We start from the raw sequence: 19,767 nt of genomic DNA on the forward strand, positions 1-19,767 counted from the left end.
TCTTCGTCAAGGGCGAGGTGATCAAGACCGTGCCGGAGTCCAAGATCGTCGAGACCCTGATCGAAGAGGCCATGCGCATCGCCGAGGGCATGAAGGACGACGGCACCGCCTCAGGCACCCCCTCGGTGTCGGTCGGCGCCTGAACACGTCCGTGCGGGCGCGCCGCCGTCGGCGGCGCGCCCGCAAGCCGTTGTGCTAGCAGCCGGTGCTGCTGGTGATCGAGGTGTTCCCGTAGTAGCGGACGCTGACCCCGTTGAGCACCACGCGCACGGGGGTGCCGTTGGTGCGCTGCTCGTAGTGCAGGTGCGGGCCGGTCGACCCGCCGGTGCTGCCCACGCGGCCGATCACCGTGCCGGTGCTGACCGACTGGCCCACCGACACGTTGAACGAGTTCAGGTGCGCGTACAGCGTGGTGATCCCGCTGCCGTGGCTGACGATGATGTACTTGCCGTAGCTGGTGTTGCCCAGGTCGCGCACCGTTGTGACGGTGCCCGACGCGCTGGAGCGCACCCGCTGGTTGTTGGCGCTGCTGCGCTGGAAGTCCACCGACAGCTGCGGGTTGTGGTTGGTGCGGGTGTTGGCGTTCCACGTCTGACCGCAGTCGAACGGGGTACGCAGGTTGATCGCGGCCAGCGCCTGCTGGTCCGCTCCCGCGGTGGCGTTGAAGGCCGTCGTGAGCAAGGCCGCGGAGGCAATGACCACGCCGAGGCGGCGTGCCGCGGATCTGATGGTGAACCCGGAAAGACGCATGGGCTGTTCCACTTCCTCCCTGTGCGGGGGACGGGGGCGGGAACACGATGGCACGCCGGATCGGGTGCGTGAAGACCCAAATACGCTCGGTGCGCGGGTTCCGGAAGCGGGGCGGCAGGGGGCGCCGGCGAGGGTGACCAGGCGCGGTGGTTTCCTACGTCCGCGTTCCAGGTGAACGCAATTCATTTTCCCCGACCCGTTGGCGGCCACGCTGGGTCAGCCGGGCTGTATCCCGGCCGTATCCGCCGATCGCGATCACCCTGAGTCGCACTCCGTGTCGCTTCCGTGCTCAACGCCCGGTGGCGGAGAGAATGCAGGGGGTGGCCGAGCGGAAGGCGGGACGGTGCGACGACGACGCAAGGGCCTCGCGGCGGTCGGCGCCGGGGCGTTCCTGGCCTCGATGGTGGCGGTGCCGGCCCCCGCCGCGGCGACCGCACCCGCCGCACTGGACTGGCAGGAGTGCACCGACCTCGACCCCGCGGAGGGCGGCGTGCTCGAATGCGCCACCCTGCGGGTGCCGCTGGACCACGCGGCGGGCGCCGCGGCGGGGACCGCCGACATCGCCCTGTCCCGGGCCCCGGCCACCGGGGAGCGCCGGGGCACGCTGCTGGTCAACCCCGGGGGACCCGGCAGCCCGGGCCGCGCCTGGGCCGCGCCGACCGCCGCCGCGCTCCCCGGCGACCTGCGCGAGGGCTACGACGTCGTGGGCTTCGATCCGCGGGGAACGGGGGCGAGCACCCCCGCCGTCGCCTGCGACCCCGCCTACTTCTCCCCGGTCCGCCCCGACACCGTCCCGCGCTCCCGGGCGGAGGAAGGGGACCTGGTCCGCCGGGCCGCCGAATACGCCGCGTCCTGCGGCGCGAACACCGGCGCGCTGCTGAACCACCTCACGACCGCCGATTCGGCGGCCGACCTGGAGCTCCTGCGCGCCGCGCTGGGCGTCGAGCGGATCGACTACCTCGGCTACTCCTACGGCAGCTACCTGGGCGCCGTCTACGCCACGTTCCACCCCGACCGGGTGCGCCGCCTCGTCCTCGACAGCATCGTGCACCCCGGCCGCCCGTGGTACGAGAGCAACCTGGAGCAGACGCGGGCGGTCGACGCCGCGGCCCGGCGCTTCTTCGACTGGATCGCCCGCCACGACGACGCCTACGGCCTGGGCGCGACCGGCGGCGAGGTCGCCGGTCGCTACTACGCAGCGCGCGACGCCCTGCGGGAGCGGCCGCTGTCCGGCACCGTCGGGCCGACCGAGTTCGAGACCGCCTACCTTGTGGCGACCTACGCGCAGGCGGCCTGGCCGCAGCTGGCGCGAGCGCTCTCCGGCTACGTCACCGGCGACGACCCGGACGCGCTGCTCCGGGTGTACCAGGCGTACGGGGAGGACGCGGACAGCGACGGCGGCTTCGGCGCCTACCTCGGCACGCAGTGCACCGACGCCCCGTGGCCGCGCGACTGGTCCACGTGGCACACCGCCGCGGAGCGCCTGCACCGCGAGGCCCCCTTCGTCGCCTGGAACAACATCTGGTACAACGCGCCCTGCGCGACCTGGCCCGCGCCCTCCCGCCCGTGGGTGGAGGTCGACGGCTCGGCGGTCGAGAGCGCCCTGCTGATCCAGGCGACCGGCGACGGCCCCACCCCCGTCGACGGCGCCTATGCGATGCGCGAGCGGTTCCCGGCCGGCCGGCTGCTGATCGAGGACGGCGGAGGGACCCACGGCGTCGCCCTCGGCGGAAACGCCTGCGTGGACACCGCGCTCGCGGCCTACCTGCGCGACGGCACGCTGCCGCCGGAGCGCACCGCCGCCGGCGGCGCCGACGCGACCTGCGCCGCCGCCCCCGAGCCCGCACCCGAACCCGAGCCCGACCGGCGGGCGGAGCGGTGATGAGGCACGTTCGGATGGTCGATTAGTCTTGAAAGGCACGATCCTGACTGTTCACGGCCCGGGGCCGCACGCCGCGCCCCGGACCCGTGGCGGTGGTCCGGTCCCGGGGTCCGGGCGGGCGGTTCCTAGGCGGATGAGGTGATGCGGGTGCTGCGGACCTCGTCGCTGCGGGTGCTCGGCGAGCGCGACCGCGATGCCGTTCACGCCCTGCTCGACACCGACCCCGTGGGCAACGTCTTCGTCAGCTCCCGGCTGCGCGGGGCCGGGCTCGACTCCGGCCGGCTGGGCGCCGAGGTGTGGGGCTACAGCGAACGGGGCACGCTCACGGCCCTGTGCTACTCCGGGGCCAATTTGGTGCCCATCAACGCCGGCCCGGCGGCCATCCGGCAGTTCGCCGAGCACGCCCGGTGGCAGGGCCGCCGCTGCTCGTCCATTGTCGGCCCGGTCGATGCCGTCGGCGGCCTGTGGGACCGGCTGGGCCCGACGTGGGGGCCCGCCCGGGCGATCCGCGCCCACCAGCCGGTGCTGGAGCTCTCGGAACCTCCGTTGGTGGAGGCCGATCCGCTGGTGCGCCGGGTGCGGGTGAGCGAACTCGGGATCCTGGTGCCCGCCTGCGTGGCGATGTTCACCGAGGAGGTGGGCGTGCCGCCCGACTCGGGCGACGGCGGGTCCCTCTACCGCGCCCGGGTCGAGGAGCTCGTGCGCACCGGCCGGGCGTTCGCCCGGATCGAGGACGGCCGGGTGGTCTTCAAGGCCGAGATCGGCGCGGTGACCCCCTACGCCTGCCAGGTGCAGGGCGTATGGGTCCACCCCGACCTGCGCGGCAGCGGCCATTCGATCGGGGGCATGGCCGCGGTCGTGCGCGCCGCGCTGGCCGACATCGCGCCGAGGGTCACGCTCTACGTCAACGACTACAACGCCCCGGCGCGGGCCGCCTACCGCCGGGTGGGGTTCCGCGAGGTCGGCGCGGTGCGGTCGGTCCTCTTCTGATCCCCCCGGCCGGGCGGGGGCGGGTCAGCTCGCGAAGGGCACGCGGGTGAGGTAGTGGAGGGTGGCGTCGATGTCGGCGAGGTCCTTGGCCCGGCCCAGCCGCCGCTTCCAGCGCAGGACCCGGTCGAGCGGGGCGAAGGGCAGGCCGAGGTAGAACTCGCGGGAGGAGATGAACTCGTCGACGTCCCACATCGAGGGGAACCAGCCGTTGAGGACCTCCATCCGCCCGCCCATGAGCAGGACGCGCTGCACGTCCTCCCAGGGGGCGTCCTGGACCTCGCCCATGGTGCGGACGATGTCCCAGGCGGGCCCGCGCGTGACGACGTCGATGTCGGAGACCTCGGTGCGGATGCCGTGTGCCAGGAGGGGGCCGCTGCCCGCGATGATGAAGTCGTCCACGGGGAGTTCGAGACCGCGCAGGGCGACGAAATAGGGGTGCTGGTGAATGGTGATCTGCTGAGTCAACCTAATGCCCCTTCTCCTAATACGACACGCACGACGGCGGCCGACAAGAGTGATATTCCAATGCTGGTCATCGTGCCGATGAGGAAGTATTCGGCAAAGCGCTTCTGGTTGCTCTGAAGCTCGGGGAAACGCGCCAGCGCCTTAATCGCGACGACGACCGCGACCGCTTCGGCCCGGCCCGCGACAATGAAGATGTAGGTGAGCGAGCGCTCCAGCCAGCCGATGACCGTGCCGGCCCCCTTGAGCGGAGCCATTTCGTCCGCTTCGGCTTTTCTCAGCTCGGCGGAGAAGGGGCGCAGCATATGTGTGACCACCTCTCCCCCGATGAAGGTGGCGATGAGGAAGCCCGAGGCCAGGATCATCACCCTGTCATCAAGGATAAGCTCACGAGTCGCGTCCAGCATCTCCGGCATCGCGTATAACGCCACCGCTGCCCCGGTCGCCAGGCCGGCAAGCCCTATGGGGGCGAGTGTGAACTTCAGCACACGCCGCGAGACGAAGATTCTCGGTGCGCCCTGCATGTCCTCGTCGAGGAGCGCCACGCGCGTTAGTACCCAGGCCGACCCCGCGCATATCGGAATCACGACGACCGACACCCAGGAAAAGATGACCGGTAGCAGAGCGTAACCGGCGTAGAGGACGGTCGCGGAGAGTGCTAAGGGCGTCCTTGTGCGCAACGCGGGAATCGAATAAGGGAGCAGGACCGCGGCGATGAGACCCACAATGATGCGTGCTAGCTCCATGCGCTGCTTTCTCTAATATGCCACGATCTTCCGGATCGTTGATTATGCCGCAGTACCCACCGATTTCACATGGGATGTTCGGCCACTCCCGGACACACGAAAGGACAGGACCCCGCAGGGGTCCTGTCCTTCGAGGTCGGAGCGGGTCAGTCGCGGAACTCGGGAATCACTTCCCGGGCGAACATCTCCAGGTTGCGCTTGACGGTGTCGAGGGGGAGCACGCCCTGCTGGCCCTGCATGAACAGGCCGAACCACTCCAGGTCGGGGATCTCGGTGAGCATGGCCTCGATGCCGCGCTTGACGTCGTCGGGGCCGCCGATGAGCGCCATCTGCACCTCCGCCATCCGGCGGTAGTCGCCCTTCTGCGGGCTGATGGGGACCGCGGAGTCGTCCTCGCGGGTCCGCAGCACCTCCAGGTACCCGAACGGGCCGAAGAACGAGGCGAAGTCCTTCTGCATCTTGCTGCCGTAGGTGGCGATCGCCTGCTCGCGCGTCTCGGCCATGCCGACGATCTTCAGGATGCCGGTGTGCTCGCCGAGCCGGTAGTCGCGCCCGTGGGCGGCGGCCTCGGCGCGGTAGAGCTCCGCCTTCTTGCGGTGCTCCCCGGGGATGGGCGTGAACATCCACGGCACGATGTCCTCGCGGGCCGCGCGCCGCACCGACCGGTCGCTGATCGTGAACGGCTGCCACAGCTCGGGGTAGGGGTCCTGGTAAGGGCGCGGCACCACGGACACCCGCCGGATCCGGCCCTCCCCGTCGAGCTCGCCCGGTGCGCCGAACGTCGCGGTCCAGTCCCGGGCGGGCCAGCCCTCGATCCCGCTGTAGGGCGAAGGGACCTCGTAGTCCAAGACGTCGCTGCGGTAGCGCAGCGACTCCTCGGTCCAGGCCAGTTTCATGATCTTCAGGAGCTCGCCGAAGACGTCGAAGTTGCGGTCGTCGGAGGCGGAGCCGTCGCTGCGGGCGGCCTGGGACCGCCAGCGCTGGCCCAGGACGTTGGCCCAGCGCGCCTGGTAGCCGCGGGCGACGCCCAGCCGCAGCCGGCCGCGGCAGAAGTGGTCGAGCAGGGCGACGTCCTCGGCGGCTCGGATGGGGTCCCAGGCCGGCAGTACCAAGCCGAGGGGGGCCAGCAGGATGCGCTCGGTGCGGGCGGCGAGATCGGTGAGGACCATGAGGGGGTTGACGGAGGACTCGAACCCCTCGGAGTGGAAGTGGTGCTCGGTCAGCATGAGGGCGTCGAAGCCGATCCGGTCGGCGTGCACCGCGATCTCGCGGACCTCGTGCAGCAGCTTCTGGTAGGACTCCACGTCGCGCCCGATCGGCCGGCGGGCCACGGCGTTGTCCTCGGCGGCGAAGCCGGACCCCGGGATCTGCGGGTTCATGAAGATGGCGAACTTCACGTCGGTCACCTCAAAGGTCGGGGGCGGGGCGGGGCCGCTCCGGCCCCGCCGTGGCGGGCCCCGGCGCCGGAGCGCCGAGCCAGTGCAGGAGGTCGCGCACGAAGTCGCCGGGGTGCTCCTCGTGCAGCCGGTGGCCCGTTCCGGGCCGGTGGACGGACCGGGAGCGGGGGTGGGCGAGAACGGCGCGCTCCCAGTCGGCCCGGCCGGCGTCGGACCAGAAGGACAGGGTCGGCTGGCGGCGGCGGCCGACGAACGCGTCGGAGGCGGGGCGCACCCCCACGGCCCCGGGCTCGGCGAACATGGCGGCGAAGGACTCCGCGAGGACGTGCGGGCGCGCGGCGAGCAGCCGGCGGGTGTGCCAGGCGCGGATCCAGGGCGGCGTGTCGTCGGTGTAGTCCCAGGCGTCCAGGGCGAGCGCGGCGGCGATCGGATCGGGGCCGCGCAGCTCCTCGGCCATGCGGGTGAAGGCGGGCGCCAGGCCGCGGCCGTACCCGTAGGCGGGGTCGACGGTGACGACGGCGCCGACCAGGTCGGGGCGCTCCAGTGCGAGGTGCCCGACCACCTGCCCGCCCATCGAGTGGCCGACCGCCGCTACGGGGCCGGTGCGGGCGCGGTCCAGCAGGGCGGCGAGGTCGGCGGCCATCGCACGGGGTGTGTTGCCCTGGTCGGGGACGCCGGAGTAGCCGTGGCCGCGCAGGTCGGGCGCCAGGATCCGGTTGCCCGCGGCGAGTCCGGGAAGGTGCTGCACCCATTCGTGGGAGTCGGCGCCCCACCCGTGCACCAGCAGCAGGGGCCGCGGGGCGGCGGCGGGGCCGTCGTCGGAGTAGAACATCCGGACCCCGGGCAGGTCGGCGAAGGGCACGGCGCTCCTCTCCGGACTGAAAACAGAACGTGTTTCAGTTTCTGTTCCGTCTCACGGTAACGCCCGGACGGTCACCTAGCAATCGCTTGGTCGTCTCGCGTTCATCGGGTCGAGGACGACGACGCTGCGGGCCACCGCGCCCTCGCGCACCCGCGCGATCCCCTCGTTGACCGACTCCAGCGGGATCCGCTCGCTGATGAGCCCGTCGACATCGAGCAGGCCCGCCCGGTACAGGTCGGCCAGGCGCGGCAGGTCGTGCGCCGGCGCGGCGTCGCCGCCCTGGCAGCCCATCAGCCGGCGCGACGCGAACAGCGCTGCGGCCGGGACCGATGCCGCGGCGCCGGGGGGCGGGCTGCCCACCAGCACCGTGGTGCCGCCGGGCCGGGTGGCCTCGAACGCGGCGGCGAGGACCCCGGGTACCCCCGTGGCGTCGAAGGCGTCGTCGACGCCGCCCGCGGCCAGCGCGCGCACGCGCTCGGCGAGGTCCGGGCCGGAGACGACGGTGTCGGTCGCCCCGAAGCGCGCGGCGGCGGCGAGCTTGGCCTCCGCGACATCGGCGGCGATGACGCGCGCCGCGCCCGCCAGCACCGCCCCCTGCACGATGGCCAGCCCCACCCCGCCGCAGCCGGCCACCAGCACGGTGGCTCCGGGCCGCACCCGGGCGGTGTTCAGCACCGCCCCGACCCCGGTGACCACGGCGCAGCTCAGCAGCGCCGCGGCATCGAGCGGGATGTCCGGCGGCAGGGGGACGAGCGCCCGTTCGCCGACGACCGCATGGTCGGCGAAGGCCCCGATCCCCAGATACGGGCGCAGCGGAGTGCCGCCGGCCGTGAGCCGCGTGCCGCCGTCGGGCATCAGGCCGGCGATCGCCCGGAGCCGCGCGGGATCCGTGCACAGGTGGGCGTCGCCGCGGCCGCACATCCGGCAGGCGCCGCAGGGCCGGTTCATCGCGATCACCACCCGGTCGCCGGGGGAGACGCGCTCGACGCCCGCTCCCACCGACTCCACCGTCCCGGCGCTCTCGTGCCCGCAGACCACCGGGAGCCGCGTGACAACGGGGCTGGTGCCGGCCACGGCCTTGAGATCGGAGCCGCAGATGCCCGCCGCCGCGATCCGCACCCGGACCTCTCCGGGGCCGGGGGCGGCGATCTCCACCTCGCGGACGCGCAGCGGGGTGCCGAACTCCTCCAGTACGGCGGCGCGGGTCCTCATCCGGCCCCTCCTTCCGTGGGACGCGGGGGAGCGGGCGGCGCCCCCACCTCGATCCAGGCCGCTTTGAGGGTCAGCCACTCGCGCAGGCCCTCGGCGCCGTTGGAGGGGCGGTCGCCGCTGTGCTTGCGCCCCCCGAACGGCACCGCCCAGTGGATGCGCCGGTAGGTGTTGATCCACACCGTTCCGGCGTCGATGGCCGCGACGGCGCGGTGCGCCCGGTCCAGGCTGCGCGTCCAGGCGCCCCCGGCCAGGCCGTAGACGGTGTCGTTGGCGATGGCGTAGGCCTCGTCCTCGGTGCGGAAGGGCAGTGCGACCGCCACCGGGCCGAAGATCTCCTCCTGGCAGACGCGCAGCCGGTTGTCGGTGGCCGCCATCAGCGTGGGCTCGACCCAGTAGCCCCCGGCCAGCGCGGGGTCGGCGCCGACCACCTCGCGGCCGGTGCGCCCGCCGAACAGGATCTCGGCCCCTTCGCGCGGCCCCAGTTCCAGATACGCGCGCACCTTGTCGTACTGGCCGGCGAAGGCGAGCGGCCCCATGTCGGTGGACGGGTCCCGCGGGTCGCCGACGCGCAAGGCGGCGGCGTGCGCGCGCAGCCGCCGGGTGAACTCCTCGAAGACGCCCTCCTGGATGAGCACGCGCGACCCGGCGACGCACGCCTGCCCGGCGCCGCCGGTGAAGATCCCGCCCGCGACGCCGGCGGTCGCGGCGTCGAGGTCGGCGTCGTCGAAGACGATGTTGGGGGATTTCCCGCCCAGTTCGAGGGAGACGTTCTTGAGTCCGGCGGCGGCGTGGCGGGTGACCCGCCGCCCGGTGGCGGTGGAGCCCGTGAAGTGCAGCCGGGCGACCCCGGGGTGGTCCACCAGCGCTTCGCCGGCAACGGGCCCGGTGCCCGAGACGACGTTGACCGCGCCGGGCGGCAGGCCGGCCTCCGCGAGCAGCCCGCAGGCGGCCAGGACCGAGCAGCACGCCTGCTCCGCGGGCTTGACCACGACGGTGTTGCCGGCCGCGAGGGCGCCGGAGACCTTCGCGAAGAACATGGCGAGCGGGGCGTTCCAGGGGATGATGACGCCGACGACGCCGAAGGGCTCGTACCGGGTGGAGGCGACGGTGGCGCCGCCCAGGTGGACGGTGTCGCCGGTGACCTTGTCGGCGAGTTCGGCGTTGTAGCGGATGTTCAGCGCGCCGCCGGGCACGTCGCCCCCGCGGGTCTCCTTCAGCACCCGTCCGTTGTCGCGGCTCTCGATCGCGGCGAGGTCGTCGGCGTGGGCGAGGACGGCGGCGGACCAGGCGCGCAACAGGTCGGCGCGGCGCGCAGGCGGGGTCGACCGCCAGGCGGGGAAGGCGGCGCGCGCGGCGGCGACGGCGTCGTCGACATCGGCGGCCCCGGAGTCGGGGACCCGTGCCCAGACCCGGCCGGTGGAGGGGTCCACGCTGTCGAGCAGCCCGCCGCCGCGGGCCGGGCGGGCTTCGCCGTCGATGTGGTTGTGGAATTCCGCGATGTGGGGGTCCGCTGCGGTCATGGCGCCAAATTAACACCAAGCATTTGCTTGGTATAGGGGCGGGTTCCGGGCGGGGCGTGTAACCCCGAGCCCTCCGGGGTAGCCGCGTCCCACGGCCGGCGCGGCGTTCGCCGGCGTGCGGGAAGGGAGGGCCGGCGCGTGGACAGGGTGCTGGTCCTCAACAGCGGGTCCTCCTCCCTCAAGTACCGGCTGCTGGAGATGGGCGGCGCGGCGAAGGGCGTCGGCCTGCCCGCGGCGTCGGGGCCGCGGGTGTCGTCGGCGGCGTCGGGTGTCGTGGACCGGATCGGCGAGCGGCGCGGGGTGCTGTCCCACCGCGTGCCCGGCGCCGGCCGCTACCAGCGCTGCCAGCGCTACGCCGACCACGAGGCCGCCCTGCGGGCCGTCCTCGACGCGTTCGGCGACACCGGCCCCGACCTCGCGCAGGCCGGCCTGTCGGCGATCGGCCACCGGGTCGTGCACGGCGGCGAGCACTTCGACGGGCCCACGCCCGTCGACGACGGCGTGCTCGCGGCGATCGAGGAGCTGGCGCCGCTCGCGCCCCTCCACAACCCGGCCAACGTCCAGGGCATCCGCACGGCGATCGCGGCGTTCCCGGACGTGCCGCAGGTGGCCGTGTTCGACACCGCCTTCCACGTGGGGCTGCCGCCCGCCGCCGCCACCTACGCGGTGCCCGAGGCGTGGCGCTCGCGGCACGGGGTGCGCCGCTACGGCTTCCACGGGATCTCGCACGCCTATGTCGTGCGCCGGACGGCGTCGTGGCTCGGGCGCGACGACGCGGCCGTGATCGTGCTGCACCTGGGCAACGGCGCCACCGCGACGGCGGTCTCGGCCGGGCGCAGCGTCGATACCTCCATGGGGCTGACCCCGCTGGAGGGCCTGGTCATGGGGACGCGCAGCGGCGACGTGGACCCGTCGCTGACGGCCTATCTCGGCCGCGCCGCCGGGCTGTCGGCCGAGGAGGTCGAGGCGGCGCTCAACCGCGACAGCGGGATGAAGGCCCTGGCCGGTGCGAACGACATGCGCGAGGTGCGGCGCTCGGCCGACCGCGGCGATCCGAGGGCGCTGCTGGCGGTGGAGGTCTACCAGCACCGCCTGCGCAAGTACATCGGCGCCTATACCGCGGTGCTCGGCCGGGTGGACGCGGTGGTGTTCACCGCCGGGGTGGGGGAGAACGACGCCCGCACCCGCGCGGGGGCGCTGGCCGGTCTGGAGGTCCTGGGGCTGGGTGTGGACCCGGGCCGCAACGAGGCGCCCGGCGGCGGGGAGCGGGTCATCTCGCACGAGGGCGCGGCGACGCCGGTCCTGGTCCTGCCCACCGACGAGGAGCTGGAGATCGCCGAGCAGTCGCTGACGGTGATAGAGCGCTCCTGAAACGGGGCCCGCGGCCGGCCGCCCCGACCTCCGCGGAAACGCCCATTCGGTCAGTCGATCGAAGTTAGCCGGACAAACTCCGCGTTTCTCGTGAAGGCCGCCATAACACGATGATTGGTGATCTTGCTTTCCGGGAAGGAAGCACCTCCATGCCCCGGTCGCCGCGATCGGGCGCGATTCGACGGGTTTACCCCGCGGAAATATATTCGCCGTATTCGGGTGCCGGTGCCCCTCCCCGTAGGGATCCCGGGGCTTCCTGGGAGCCGCCTGGGAATGCCGTCACATCGGGAACCCGAACGGTTGCGGATCCGTCTCGAATTGTGGGATGGGTCTAGTCAGACATATTCGGACAATGGTCTTCTATTGCATCAAGTCCGGCTCGGGCCGGCGTTGAACGGTTCCCCCACCGGCAGGGCAGATCGGAAGCGAGATCCATGCGATTCGGAAAAGGTCCGGCCGCCGCTGCGGCCGCGGCGCTCCTGGTGCTGACCGCGTGTTCGGGCGGCGGCGACGACGACGGCGGGGCCGCCGCCACCGGTTTCGAGGACTGCGTAGACGACCCGAACGGCTGCAACAGCGGTGAGGTCGAACAGGGCGGCGAGATCACCTGGGTGGTCAGCCAGCCCTTCGGCGGCTGGAACCACTACCAGCCCGAAGGCGGCTCCGTCTACGGCCTCCAGGCGACCACCGGCATCTATGCCTCCGTCGGCCAGTGGGCTCCCTCCGGCGACTGGGAGTGGAACACCGACCTGCTCACGGAGGAGCCCGAGCTCCTCAGTGAGGACCCGATGACCTGGGAGTACCGCCTCAACCCCGAGGCCACCTGGAACGACGGCACCCCCATCGGGATCGAGGACTTCCGCTGGGCGTGGCGGATGAACAGCAACGACGAAGAGCTCTGCGCCGACATCTGCCGCTCGCGCGACACCAACCCCGAATCCCTCATCGCCAGTGTCGAGCCCGGGGACGACGACTCCACCGTGGTCATCACCATGGACGAGGGCGTCGCCTCGCCCGAGTGGTTCGTCGCCTTCGAGGACGGACTCTTCCCCGCCCACCGGGCCGAGGAGGAGGGCTTCGACCTCGACACCCCCGAGGGCATGCTCGAATCCGCCGAGTGGTTCAACGAGACCGTCCCCGACTGGTCCGGCGGCCCCTTCATCATCGAAGAGGGCGACCTGGAGAACCAGGTGGTCAAGGTCCGCAACGAGGAGTACTACGGCGACCCGGCCAACCTGGACCGGATCACGATCCGGTTCATCACCGACGAGGGCTCCTGGATCCCGGCCCTGGCCAACGGCGAGATCGACGGCTCCTCGCCCGAGACCTGGAACGAGGACGTCATCACCCAGCTCCAGGACCTGGGGACCGTGCGCACCGGGATCGGCTCCGGCGGGAGCTGGGAGCACGTCGACGCCAACGTCGAGGGCGAATGGCTCCAGGACGTCGAGCTGCGCCGGGCGATCTTCACCGCCATCGACAACGACAACCTCGCCCAGCGCGCCTACGGCGGGCTGTTCCCGGACTACGAGCTGCGCACCAACCACGTCTTCCCCGCCGGCAGCCCCTTCCACGAGGACGTCCTGACCGACACCGGCCAGGGCTCCGGCGACACTGAGGCCGCGCTCGCCATCCTGGAGGACGCGGGCTACGAGCTCGACGGCGAGACCCTGACCCGCGACGGCGAAGCCGTCCCGCCGCTGCGGCTGCGCTACACCGAGGGCCACGTGGCCCGCGCGACCAAGGCCGAGCTCATCCAGGCCGACCTCGCCGAGATCGGCGTGACGGCCGACATCCAGACCACCGACGACCTCGGCGGGACCCTCGCCGAACAGGACTACGACCTCATGCTCTACGGCTGGAGCGCCACCCCGGAGTTCGGCGCCTCGCCCGAGCAGTACTGGCACAGCGAGAGCGGCAGCAACTTCGGCGGCTACGCCGACGACGAGGTCGACGAGCTCGTCCGCGACGCCGCGACCTCCACCACCCAGGAGGAGGCCGCCGGGTTCGTCAACGAGGCCGCGCGCATCGTCGCCGAGGACGCCTACGTCCTGCCCATCGTGGACACCCCGGTCATCACCTTCGTGACCCAGGAGTTCACCAACATCCGGGACAACAACTCCCAGTCCCGCCGCGCGCTGTACAACCAGGAGGAATGGGGCGTGGCCGCCAACTGACCGCCACCCCCGCCGGGCCGGGGCGCAACGGCGCCCCGCCCGGCCCTCAGCAGGCCAAGTGCGTCGACGAAGGACCCCTCCCGCCATGCTCGTATACACCGCGCGCCGGCTCGCGATGGCGATCCCGATCCTGCTGGCCGCCTCGGTCCTGTCCTTCCTGCTCGTGGACGTCTCCGGCGACCCGCTGGGCGAACTGCGCGCGATGCAGCCGCCGCCCCCGCCCGAGACCATCGCGGCCGAGGAGGAGCGGCTCTACCTGGACCGCTCCACACCCGAGCGCTACTGGCTGTGGCTCACGGGGATCGGCGGCAACGGTGACATCGGGCTGCTCCGCGGCGAGTTCGGCCCCTCCGTGGAAGGGCCCGCCTTCGACATCGGCGCCACCATCGCCGAGCGGTTCGTCATCACCCTCCGGCTCATCGGCATCGCCGTCGTGCTCGCGCTGGGCCTGGCCGTCATCTCCGGCGTGATCAGCGCCGTGCGCCAGTACTCCAAGCTCGACTACACGCTGACCTTCATCGGCTTCCTCGCGCTCGCCATGCCCACGTTCTGGCTGGGCGCGCTGATCAAGGAGGCCGGCGTGTGGACCAACGACCAGGTCGGCGCGACCATCTTCTACACGATCGGCGCGGCCTCGCCCGGGGCGGCGGCCCTGCCCGCCTGGGAGCGGTTCGCCGACGGGTTCGGCCACCTCATCCTGCCCACCATCACGCTGATGCTCACCGGGTACGCCGCGTGGAGCCGCTACCAGCGCACCTCCATGCTGGAGGTGCTCAACAGCGACTACGTCCGGCTGGCCCGCGCCAAGGGCCTGCCCAACCGCGTGGTGATGCGCCGCCACGCGCTGCGCACCGCCCTGATCCCGCTGACCACCGTCACGGCGGTGGCGATCGCCGGGCTCATCGACGGCGTCATCCTCATCGAGGTCGTCTTCCAGTGGCGCGGGCTGGGCGACTTCTTCGTGGAATCGATCCGGCGCAACGACTCCTACGCGCTGATGGGCTGGCTGATGCTCAGCGGCACCATCGTGATCGTCGCCAACCTCATCGCCGACCTGCTCTACGCCGTGCTCGACCCGAGGATCCGCTATGAGTGACCTGGAAGGGCGCCTCCGCGCCCCCGGAGGCGGCCTGTCCGCCGGCGGCCCGGCGGCCCCCGGGACCGCGGCCGCGGAACACGGCCAGTGGCGGCTGATCCGGCGCCGCTTCCGCCGGCACAAGCCGGCCATGGTCAGCCTGTTCCTGCTGATCGCCATCGCCGCCTTCGCGTTCCTCGGGCCGCTCGTATGGACCTGGGACCACCAGGTGCACCGCGAGATCCCCAGCAACGCCGCGCCGAGCCTGGCGCACCCGCTCGGCACGACCAACGCCGGCCACGACGTCATGGGCCAGCTGATGCGCGGGACCCAGCAGTCGTTGCAGATCGCGCTGACGATCTCGGTGCTGGGCACCGTGATCGGCGCGGTGTGGGGCGCGGTCGCCGGCTACTACCGGGGCTGGGCCGACGCCGTCATGATGCGTGTCGTCGACGTGTTCCTCGTGGTGCCGCTGCTGGTCGTGGTCGCCGCCGTCGGCGGAAACGTGCAGGGCGGCACCCAGTGGTACAGCGTGGCCCTCATCATCGCCGCGTTCTCCTGGACGTCGGTCTCGCGCGTGGTGCGCGGCGTGGTGCTGTCGCTGCGCGAACAGGAGTTCATCGAGGCCGCCCGCGCGGCGGGGGCGTCCGGCGCCCGCATCGTCCTCCGCCACCTGCTGCCCAACGCCGCCGGGCCGATCATCGTGGCCGCCACCCTGCTCATCGCCAGCGCGGTCCTGCTGGAGGCGGCGCTGTCGTTCATCGGCTTCGGGATCCAGCCGCCCGACATCTCGCTCGGCCAGATGATCGGCAGCGCGCAGACCGCCGCGTTCACCCGGCCCTGGCTCTTCTACCCGCCCGGGATCGTCATCGTCCTGATCTGCCTCACGATCAACTTCATCGGTGACGGTCTCCGCGACGCTCTCGACCCCCGACAGACGATGGTGCGCCGATGACGACGACCGACCCCCGCCCCGGCGACGCCGCACCCGGCGCCGAACGCGACGACGTGGTCCTGGAACTCGACGGGCTCGACGTCGTGTTCCCCACCGACGACGGCCCGCTGCACGCCGTGCGCGGGGTCTCCTACCGTGTCCACCGCGGCGAGGCCCTGGGCATCGTGGGCGAGTCCGGATCGGGCAAGTCGGTGACGTCCCTGGCGGTCATGGGCCTGCTGCCCAGGACCGCGGAGGTCACCGGGTCGGCCCGGGTCCTCGGCCAGGAGATGGTCGGCCTGTCCGACGACCGCATCAGCAGGATCCGCGGCAACACGATCGCGATGATCTTCCAGGACCCGCTGACCTCGCTGAACCCCGTCTACACCGTGGGCCGGCAGATCGCCGAGGCCGTGCGGGCCCACCGCGCGGTGGGGGAGCGCGCGGCCCGGGAACGGGCGGTGGAACTGCTCAGGGTCGTCGGGATCCCCCTCCCCGAGCAGCGGGTGAACTCCTACCCGCACGAGCTTTCGGGCGGGATGCGGCAGCGGGTCGTGATCGCCATCGCCATGGCCAACGACCCCGACGTCATCATCGCCGACGAGCCCACCACCGCACTCGACGTGACCGTCCAGGCCCAGGTACTGGAGGCGCTGGAGGCCGCCCGCCGGGAGACCGGCGCCGCGCTGGTCCTGATCACCCACGACCTCGGGGTGATCGCCGGCCACGTGGACCGGGTGGCCGTCATGTACGCCGGGCGGATCGTCGAGACCGGCGGGGTGGACGAGGTCTTCGCCCGGCCCCGGATGCCCTACACCCTCGGGCTCGTGGGCAGCCTGCCGCGGATGGACGAGACGCGCCACGAACGGCTCACCCCCATCCTCGGCAGCCCGCCGTCGCTGCTGCACCCGCCGCCGGGCTGCGCGTTCGCCCCCCGCTGCCCCATGGCCGAGGACCGGTGCGGGCAGGAGGTCCCGTCGCTGCGCGCCCCGGCGGACGGCGCCGCGGCCCATACCGCGGCGTGCCACTTCAGCGAACGGCTCGGCGACGCCTCGCCCGCCGACCTGTTCCGCCCCACGGCCGCCGATACCGCACCGGCCGCGGACGCCGCCGCCGCGGAGGCGCAGCCGGAGGCCGGGACCGCGCCGGACGGCGCGGGCGCGGGCCCCCTGACAGGCGGTTCCGGCGAACCCCTGCTCGTCGCCGAGGACCTGGTGAAGAACTTCCCGGTCCGTTCCAAGGGCCTGCTGCGCCGCCGGATCGGCGACCTCCACGCGGTGTCCGGGGTCTCCCTGGAACTGCGCGCGCACGAGACCCTGGCCCTGGTGGGGGAGTCCGGGTGCGGCAAGTCCACCACCGCGCGGCTGCTCCTGGGGCTCATCCCGCCCACCTCCGGCAGTGTCCGGCACCGGGGTACCGACCTCGCCGCGATGGGCCGGGCGGACCTGCGCCGGCTCCGCCGCGACGCGCAACTGGTCTTCCAGGACCCCTTCGCGTCGCTGGACCCGCGCATGACGGTCTTCGAGCTCATCGCCGAACCGCTGCGCATCCACGGGCTGTTCGCCGACGGCGGGCGCGACCGCGTGCGCGGGCTGCTGCGCACCGTCGGACTCGACCCCGAACACGGCGGCCGCTACCCGCACGAGTTCTCCGGCGGGCAGCGCCAGCGCATCGGCATCGCCCGCGCCCTGGCGCTGCGCCCGCAGGTGCTCGTCCTCGACGAGCCGGTCTCCGCCCTGGACGTGTCCATCCAGGCGGGGGTGGTCAACCTGCTGGAGGACCTCCAGGAGGAGTTCGGACTGTCCTACCTGTTCGTCTCGCACGACCTGTCGGTGGTCCGGCACATCGCCGACCGGGTCGCCGTGATGTACCTGGGCCGGATCGTGGAGGTCGCCACCACCCGCGGCCTGTTCGGCGCCGCCGCCCACCCCTACACCCAGGCGCTGATCTCGGCGATCCCGCTGCCCGACCCGCCCAAGGAACGCGCCAGGGAACGGATCCTGATCACCGGCGACGTGCCCAGCCCCACCGACCCGCCGTCGGGCTGCCGGTTCCGCACCCGGTGCCCGAAGTTCGCGGGCGAGCTGTCGGAGAGCGAGCGCACGCGGTGCGTGGAGGAGGTCCCGGCGCTGGCCGACCGCGGCGAGGGCCACCGCACCGCCTGCCACTACGCCGAGGCGCTGCACCTGGTCTGACCCGTCCCCGGGAGGGGCACCCTCCCGGGGACGCGGCTAGCGGGCGGCCGCCGCGCGGCGCTGCTCGGCCAGCGCCTCGGGGCCGAGCACGAAGAAGGGGTCGACCTGGGCCTCGAGATCGGCTCCGGTGGCGCTCTGCGCCCAGGCGCGGGCGTTGCGCAGGTGGAACTCCACGGTCTGCCGGGTGAAGCGGGCCCAGTCCTGCGGCGTGGAGTCGACGGTGTCGCGCATCCACGCGAGCGTCTTGGCGTTGTCGCCCTCCAGCTCCTCGAGCGGGGCGTGGCGGCCCTTCTCCATGGCCCGCACGAACGCGGAGTGGCCGAAGCAGGCGGCGAGCGCGTCTCCGACGTGCTCGCGCAGGAACGCGACGTCGGACTCGTCCTGCACTTTGTTGCCGATGACGCGGATGGTGACACCGTGATCGCGCGCGTAGTCGGCGTACTGGCGGTAGACGCCGACCCCGCGCACGGTCGGCTCGGCGACCAGGAACGTCACGTCGAAGCGGGTGAACAGGCCCGAGGCGAACGAGTCGGCACCGGCCGTCATGTCGACGACGACGTACTCCCCGGGGGCGTCGACCAGGTGGTTCAGGTACAGCTCGGCGGCGCCGACCTTGGAGTGGTAGCAGGCCACGCCCAGGTCGTCCGCACCGAACGGCCCGGTGACCATGAGGGTGGCGCCGTCGGGGGTGCGCAGCCCGAACCGCTCGTGCAGGGGGTTGGGGCCGGAGGCGGCGAGCAGCAGCGATCCGGGGCCGGGCGGGGTGGTCTTGACCATCTCGGCGGCCGACCCGATGCGGGGGTTGTCGCCGCGCAGCAGTTCCTTGATGTCGGCGACGTGCGTGCCCAGCGGGGGCAGCCGCGCGAGCTCGCCGGCCGGGGCGCCGAGCGCCGCGCCGAGGTTCTGGTTGATGTCGGCGTCGATGGCCACGACCGGGAGCCCGGAGGTGGCGAGGTAGCGCGTGAACAGCGCGGAGAGCGTCGTCTTGCCGCTTCCGCCCTTGCCGGCGAATGCGATCTTCATCGGTGGATCCTCTCGACCGAAAGGCTTGAGTGGAAACGATTATCGTTCTTCTTGCGCTCTTCGTGTCGCTCTTTTCACCGGATCGTGTCCTGGCCGCCCGGTGATGGCGCGCGGGGCCGCGTCCGCACCCGGCCGCCGCCGGGGCGCGGTTCCGGCCGTCCCGATGAAAGGCCAGGTCACAGTGGTAATCGATGGCTTCCGGTGTAATCCTTTGTCGTATCGCGATCGGACACATGGCCGCGTTTTGTGGGGTATCCGAGAACTACCGGGGTGCGGTGTGCTGTCCTGGTCATGGTGCGCCGTTGTCTAAGGTGAGGCCGTCGGCTACCGCCCGGTGGTGATGGGGAGTGAGACGGGGATGAGCGATTCGCAGCGACTCCAGGAATACGCCGCTGCCGACCCCTTCGACGCGCCCGACCTCGAGGCGAGCGAGCCCGCCGAAGACGCGACCGACCACACCGTCTGGAGCTGCGTCGGCAACCTGACCGCGGTGCGCTCGATCCGCGCGCGCGTGCGGGAGTTCCTGGAGCGCTCGTGCCCGCACCACGCCACCCTCGACGACGCCGAGCTCGCCGCCAGCGAGCTGGCCACCAACGCCCTGCTGCACTCCCGCTCGGGCCAGGTCGGCGGGGTGATGACCCTGTTCATCCGCTCCGGCCGCGAACGCGTCCGCGTGGCAGTGGCCGACCAGGGTGAGAAACGCGCCGACGGCACATCGGGCCCCGACACCGTCCGCGAGGGCAACGGCGACTACGGGCGCGGGAAACTCATCATCGAGAGCTGCACGACCCGCAGCGGCGAGTACTGGACCGACAGCACCCACGTCGCCTGGTTCGAGATCGACGTCCCCCCACCGCCCGAGAACCCCTGACCCCGCCCGCCGGGTGTTTCCCGATCGGCCAACCCGGCTCGCTGGGTGTTTTCCGCTCAGCCTGTGGGGCGCCCTTGAGGCGGCGGCTTCCCTCGTCGCCGGGCGCTCCCTCGTTCCTCGGTCGCACCCGCCTCCTCAGTCCAGCCACCGCCGGCGCCCCTCCGGCTCGCTGGGTGTTTTCCGCTCAGCCTGTGGGGCGCCCTTGAGGCGGCGGCTTCCCTCGTCGCCGGGCGCTCCCTCGTTCCTCGGTCGCACCCGCCTCCTCAGTCCAGCCACCGCCGGCGCCCCTCCGGCTCGCTC

Annotated in this window: 16 protein-coding genes and 1 pseudogene; 9 read left to right on the forward strand and 8 right to left on the reverse strand. The window is 72.5% G+C overall.

The features are described 5' to 3' along the window. Positions 1-143 (forward strand): annotated as a pseudogene (locus tag ACFO4E_RS22575) (flavodoxin-dependent (E)-4-hydroxy-3-methylbut-2-enyl-diphosphate synthase); the annotation flags it as partial. Between the two features lie 52 nt (positions 144-195). Here the strand turns inward: ACFO4E_RS22575 and ACFO4E_RS22580 are convergent. Continuing rightward, positions 196-750, reverse strand: coding sequence for a M23 family metallopeptidase (locus ACFO4E_RS22580; RefSeq protein WP_378577964.1), 555 nt, complete (start codon positions 748-750; stop codon positions 196-198). A 343-nt stretch (positions 751-1,093) separates the two neighbouring features. On the opposite strand from ACFO4E_RS22580, the gene ACFO4E_RS22585 reads away from it, so the two are divergent. Next, entirely contained in the window at positions 1,094-2,632 is a 1,539-nt protein-coding gene (locus ACFO4E_RS22585; RefSeq protein ID WP_378577966.1) for an alpha/beta hydrolase, read from the forward strand. A gap of 147 nt (positions 2,633-2,779) precedes the next feature. After that, positions 2,780-3,622, forward strand: a complete 843-nt coding sequence (locus ACFO4E_RS22590; RefSeq protein WP_378577968.1) for a GNAT family N-acetyltransferase — start codon at positions 2,780-2,782, stop codon at positions 3,620-3,622. Positions 3,623-3,646: 24 nt separating this feature from the next. On the opposite strand, the gene ACFO4E_RS22595 is transcribed toward ACFO4E_RS22590, so the two are convergent. The 6 genes from ACFO4E_RS22595 to ACFO4E_RS22620 form a co-directional block, all read right to left on the reverse strand. After that, positions 3,647-4,087: a hypothetical protein gene (locus ACFO4E_RS22595; RefSeq protein WP_378577970.1), complete on the reverse strand. Its 441-nt coding sequence runs from the start codon at positions 4,085-4,087 to the stop codon at positions 3,647-3,649. Next, a complete protein-coding gene (locus tag ACFO4E_RS22600) occupies positions 4,084-4,830 on the reverse strand; it encodes a hypothetical protein (protein ID WP_378577971.1) in 747 nt (248 codons plus the stop codon). The genes ACFO4E_RS22595 and ACFO4E_RS22600 overlap by 4 nt, the downstream gene beginning before the upstream one ends. 146 nt (positions 4,831-4,976) lie before the next feature. After that, on the reverse strand, positions 4,977-6,227 hold the full coding sequence (locus ACFO4E_RS22605) for an LLM class flavin-dependent oxidoreductase (protein ID WP_378577973.1): 1,251 nt from the start codon (positions 6,225-6,227) through the stop codon (positions 4,977-4,979). 10 nt (positions 6,228-6,237) lie between these two features. Beyond that, complete coding sequence (locus tag ACFO4E_RS22610) at positions 6,238-7,089, reverse strand: alpha/beta fold hydrolase (protein WP_378577975.1); 852 nt, start codon at positions 7,087-7,089, stop codon at positions 6,238-6,240. A gap of 75 nt (positions 7,090-7,164) precedes the next feature. Beyond that, a complete protein-coding gene (locus ACFO4E_RS22615; RefSeq protein ID WP_378577977.1) occupies positions 7,165-8,301 on the reverse strand; it encodes an alcohol dehydrogenase catalytic domain-containing protein in 1,137 nt (378 codons plus the stop codon). After that, on the reverse strand, positions 8,298-9,821 hold the full coding sequence (locus ACFO4E_RS22620) for an aldehyde dehydrogenase family protein (protein WP_378577979.1): 1,524 nt from the start codon (positions 9,819-9,821) through the stop codon (positions 8,298-8,300). Before ACFO4E_RS22620 ends, ACFO4E_RS22615 begins: the two co-directional genes overlap by 4 nt. Positions 9,822-9,959: 138 nt before the next feature. Between ACFO4E_RS22620 and ACFO4E_RS22625 the strand changes: the two genes are divergently transcribed. The 5 genes from ACFO4E_RS22625 (at position 9,960) to ACFO4E_RS22645 (ending at position 17,573) form a co-directional block, all read left to right on the forward strand. Further along, positions 9,960-11,192, forward strand: coding sequence for an acetate/propionate family kinase (locus tag ACFO4E_RS22625; RefSeq protein ID WP_378577981.1), 1,233 nt, complete (start codon positions 9,960-9,962; stop codon positions 11,190-11,192). 434 nt (positions 11,193-11,626) lie between these two features. Further along, complete coding sequence (locus ACFO4E_RS22630; protein ID WP_378577983.1) at positions 11,627-13,369, forward strand: ABC transporter family substrate-binding protein; 1,743 nt, start codon at positions 11,627-11,629, stop codon at positions 13,367-13,369. Positions 13,370-13,454: 85 nt separating this feature from the next. Further along, the gene (locus ACFO4E_RS22635; protein ID WP_378577985.1) at positions 13,455-14,465 is read left to right on the forward strand and encodes an ABC transporter permease; all 1,011 of its coding nucleotides are present in this window, start codon (positions 13,455-13,457) and stop codon (positions 14,463-14,465) included. Continuing rightward, entirely contained in the window at positions 14,458-15,399 is a 942-nt protein-coding gene (locus ACFO4E_RS22640) for an ABC transporter permease (protein ID WP_378577987.1), read from the forward strand. Before ACFO4E_RS22635 ends, ACFO4E_RS22640 begins: the two co-directional genes overlap by 8 nt. Further along, on the forward strand, positions 15,396-17,573 hold the full coding sequence (locus ACFO4E_RS22645) for a dipeptide ABC transporter ATP-binding protein (protein ID WP_378577989.1): 2,178 nt from the start codon (positions 15,396-15,398) through the stop codon (positions 17,571-17,573). Before ACFO4E_RS22640 ends, ACFO4E_RS22645 begins: the two co-directional genes overlap by 4 nt. A 36-nt stretch (positions 17,574-17,609) precedes the next feature. Here the strand turns inward: ACFO4E_RS22645 and ACFO4E_RS22650 are convergent, their stop codons facing one another. Next, entirely contained in the window at positions 17,610-18,596 is a 987-nt protein-coding gene (locus tag ACFO4E_RS22650; protein WP_378577991.1) for an ATP-binding protein, read from the reverse strand. A 358-nt stretch (positions 18,597-18,954) separates the two neighbouring features. Between ACFO4E_RS22650 and ACFO4E_RS22655 the strand changes: the two genes are divergently transcribed. Next, positions 18,955-19,467: an ATP-binding protein gene (locus ACFO4E_RS22655; RefSeq protein WP_378577993.1), complete on the forward strand. Its 513-nt coding sequence runs from the start codon at positions 18,955-18,957 to the stop codon at positions 19,465-19,467. Positions 19,468-19,767: the final 300 nt, after the last annotated feature.

Origin of the sequence: Nocardiopsis mangrovi, from assembly GCF_042653925.1 — a bacterium.
GTDB lineage: Bacteria > Actinomycetota > Actinomycetes > Streptosporangiales > Streptosporangiaceae > Nocardiopsis_B > Nocardiopsis_B mangrovi.

Excerpts from the sequence above, each read along its gene's own strand:
- ACFO4E_RS22615 (WP_378577977.1), bottom strand. The coding sequence starts at position 8,301 with ATGAGGACCCGCGCCGCCGTACTGGAGGAGTTCGGCACCCCGCTGCGC.
- ACFO4E_RS22640 (WP_378577987.1), top strand. The coding sequence starts at position 14,458 with ATGAGTGACCTGGAAGGGCGCCTCCGCGCCCCCGGAGGCGGCCTGTCC.
- ACFO4E_RS22580 (WP_378577964.1), bottom strand. The coding sequence starts at position 750 with ATGCGTCTTTCCGGGTTCACCATCAGATCCGCGGCACGCCGCCTCGGC.
- ACFO4E_RS22630 (WP_378577983.1), top strand. The coding sequence starts at position 11,627 with ATGCGATTCGGAAAAGGTCCGGCCGCCGCTGCGGCCGCGGCGCTCCTG.
- ACFO4E_RS22655 (WP_378577993.1), top strand. The coding sequence starts at position 18,955 with ATGAGCGATTCGCAGCGACTCCAGGAATACGCCGCTGCCGACCCCTTC.
- ACFO4E_RS22635 (WP_378577985.1), top strand. The coding sequence starts at position 13,455 with ATGCTCGTATACACCGCGCGCCGGCTCGCGATGGCGATCCCGATCCTG.
- ACFO4E_RS22600 (WP_378577971.1), bottom strand. The coding sequence starts at position 4,830 with ATGGAGCTAGCACGCATCATTGTGGGTCTCATCGCCGCGGTCCTGCTC.
- ACFO4E_RS22645 (WP_378577989.1), top strand. The coding sequence starts at position 15,396 with ATGACGACGACCGACCCCCGCCCCGGCGACGCCGCACCCGGCGCCGAA.
- ACFO4E_RS22620 (WP_378577979.1), bottom strand. The coding sequence starts at position 9,821 with ATGACCGCAGCGGACCCCCACATCGCGGAATTCCACAACCACATCGAC.
- ACFO4E_RS22650 (WP_378577991.1), bottom strand. The coding sequence starts at position 18,596 with ATGAAGATCGCATTCGCCGGCAAGGGCGGAAGCGGCAAGACGACGCTC.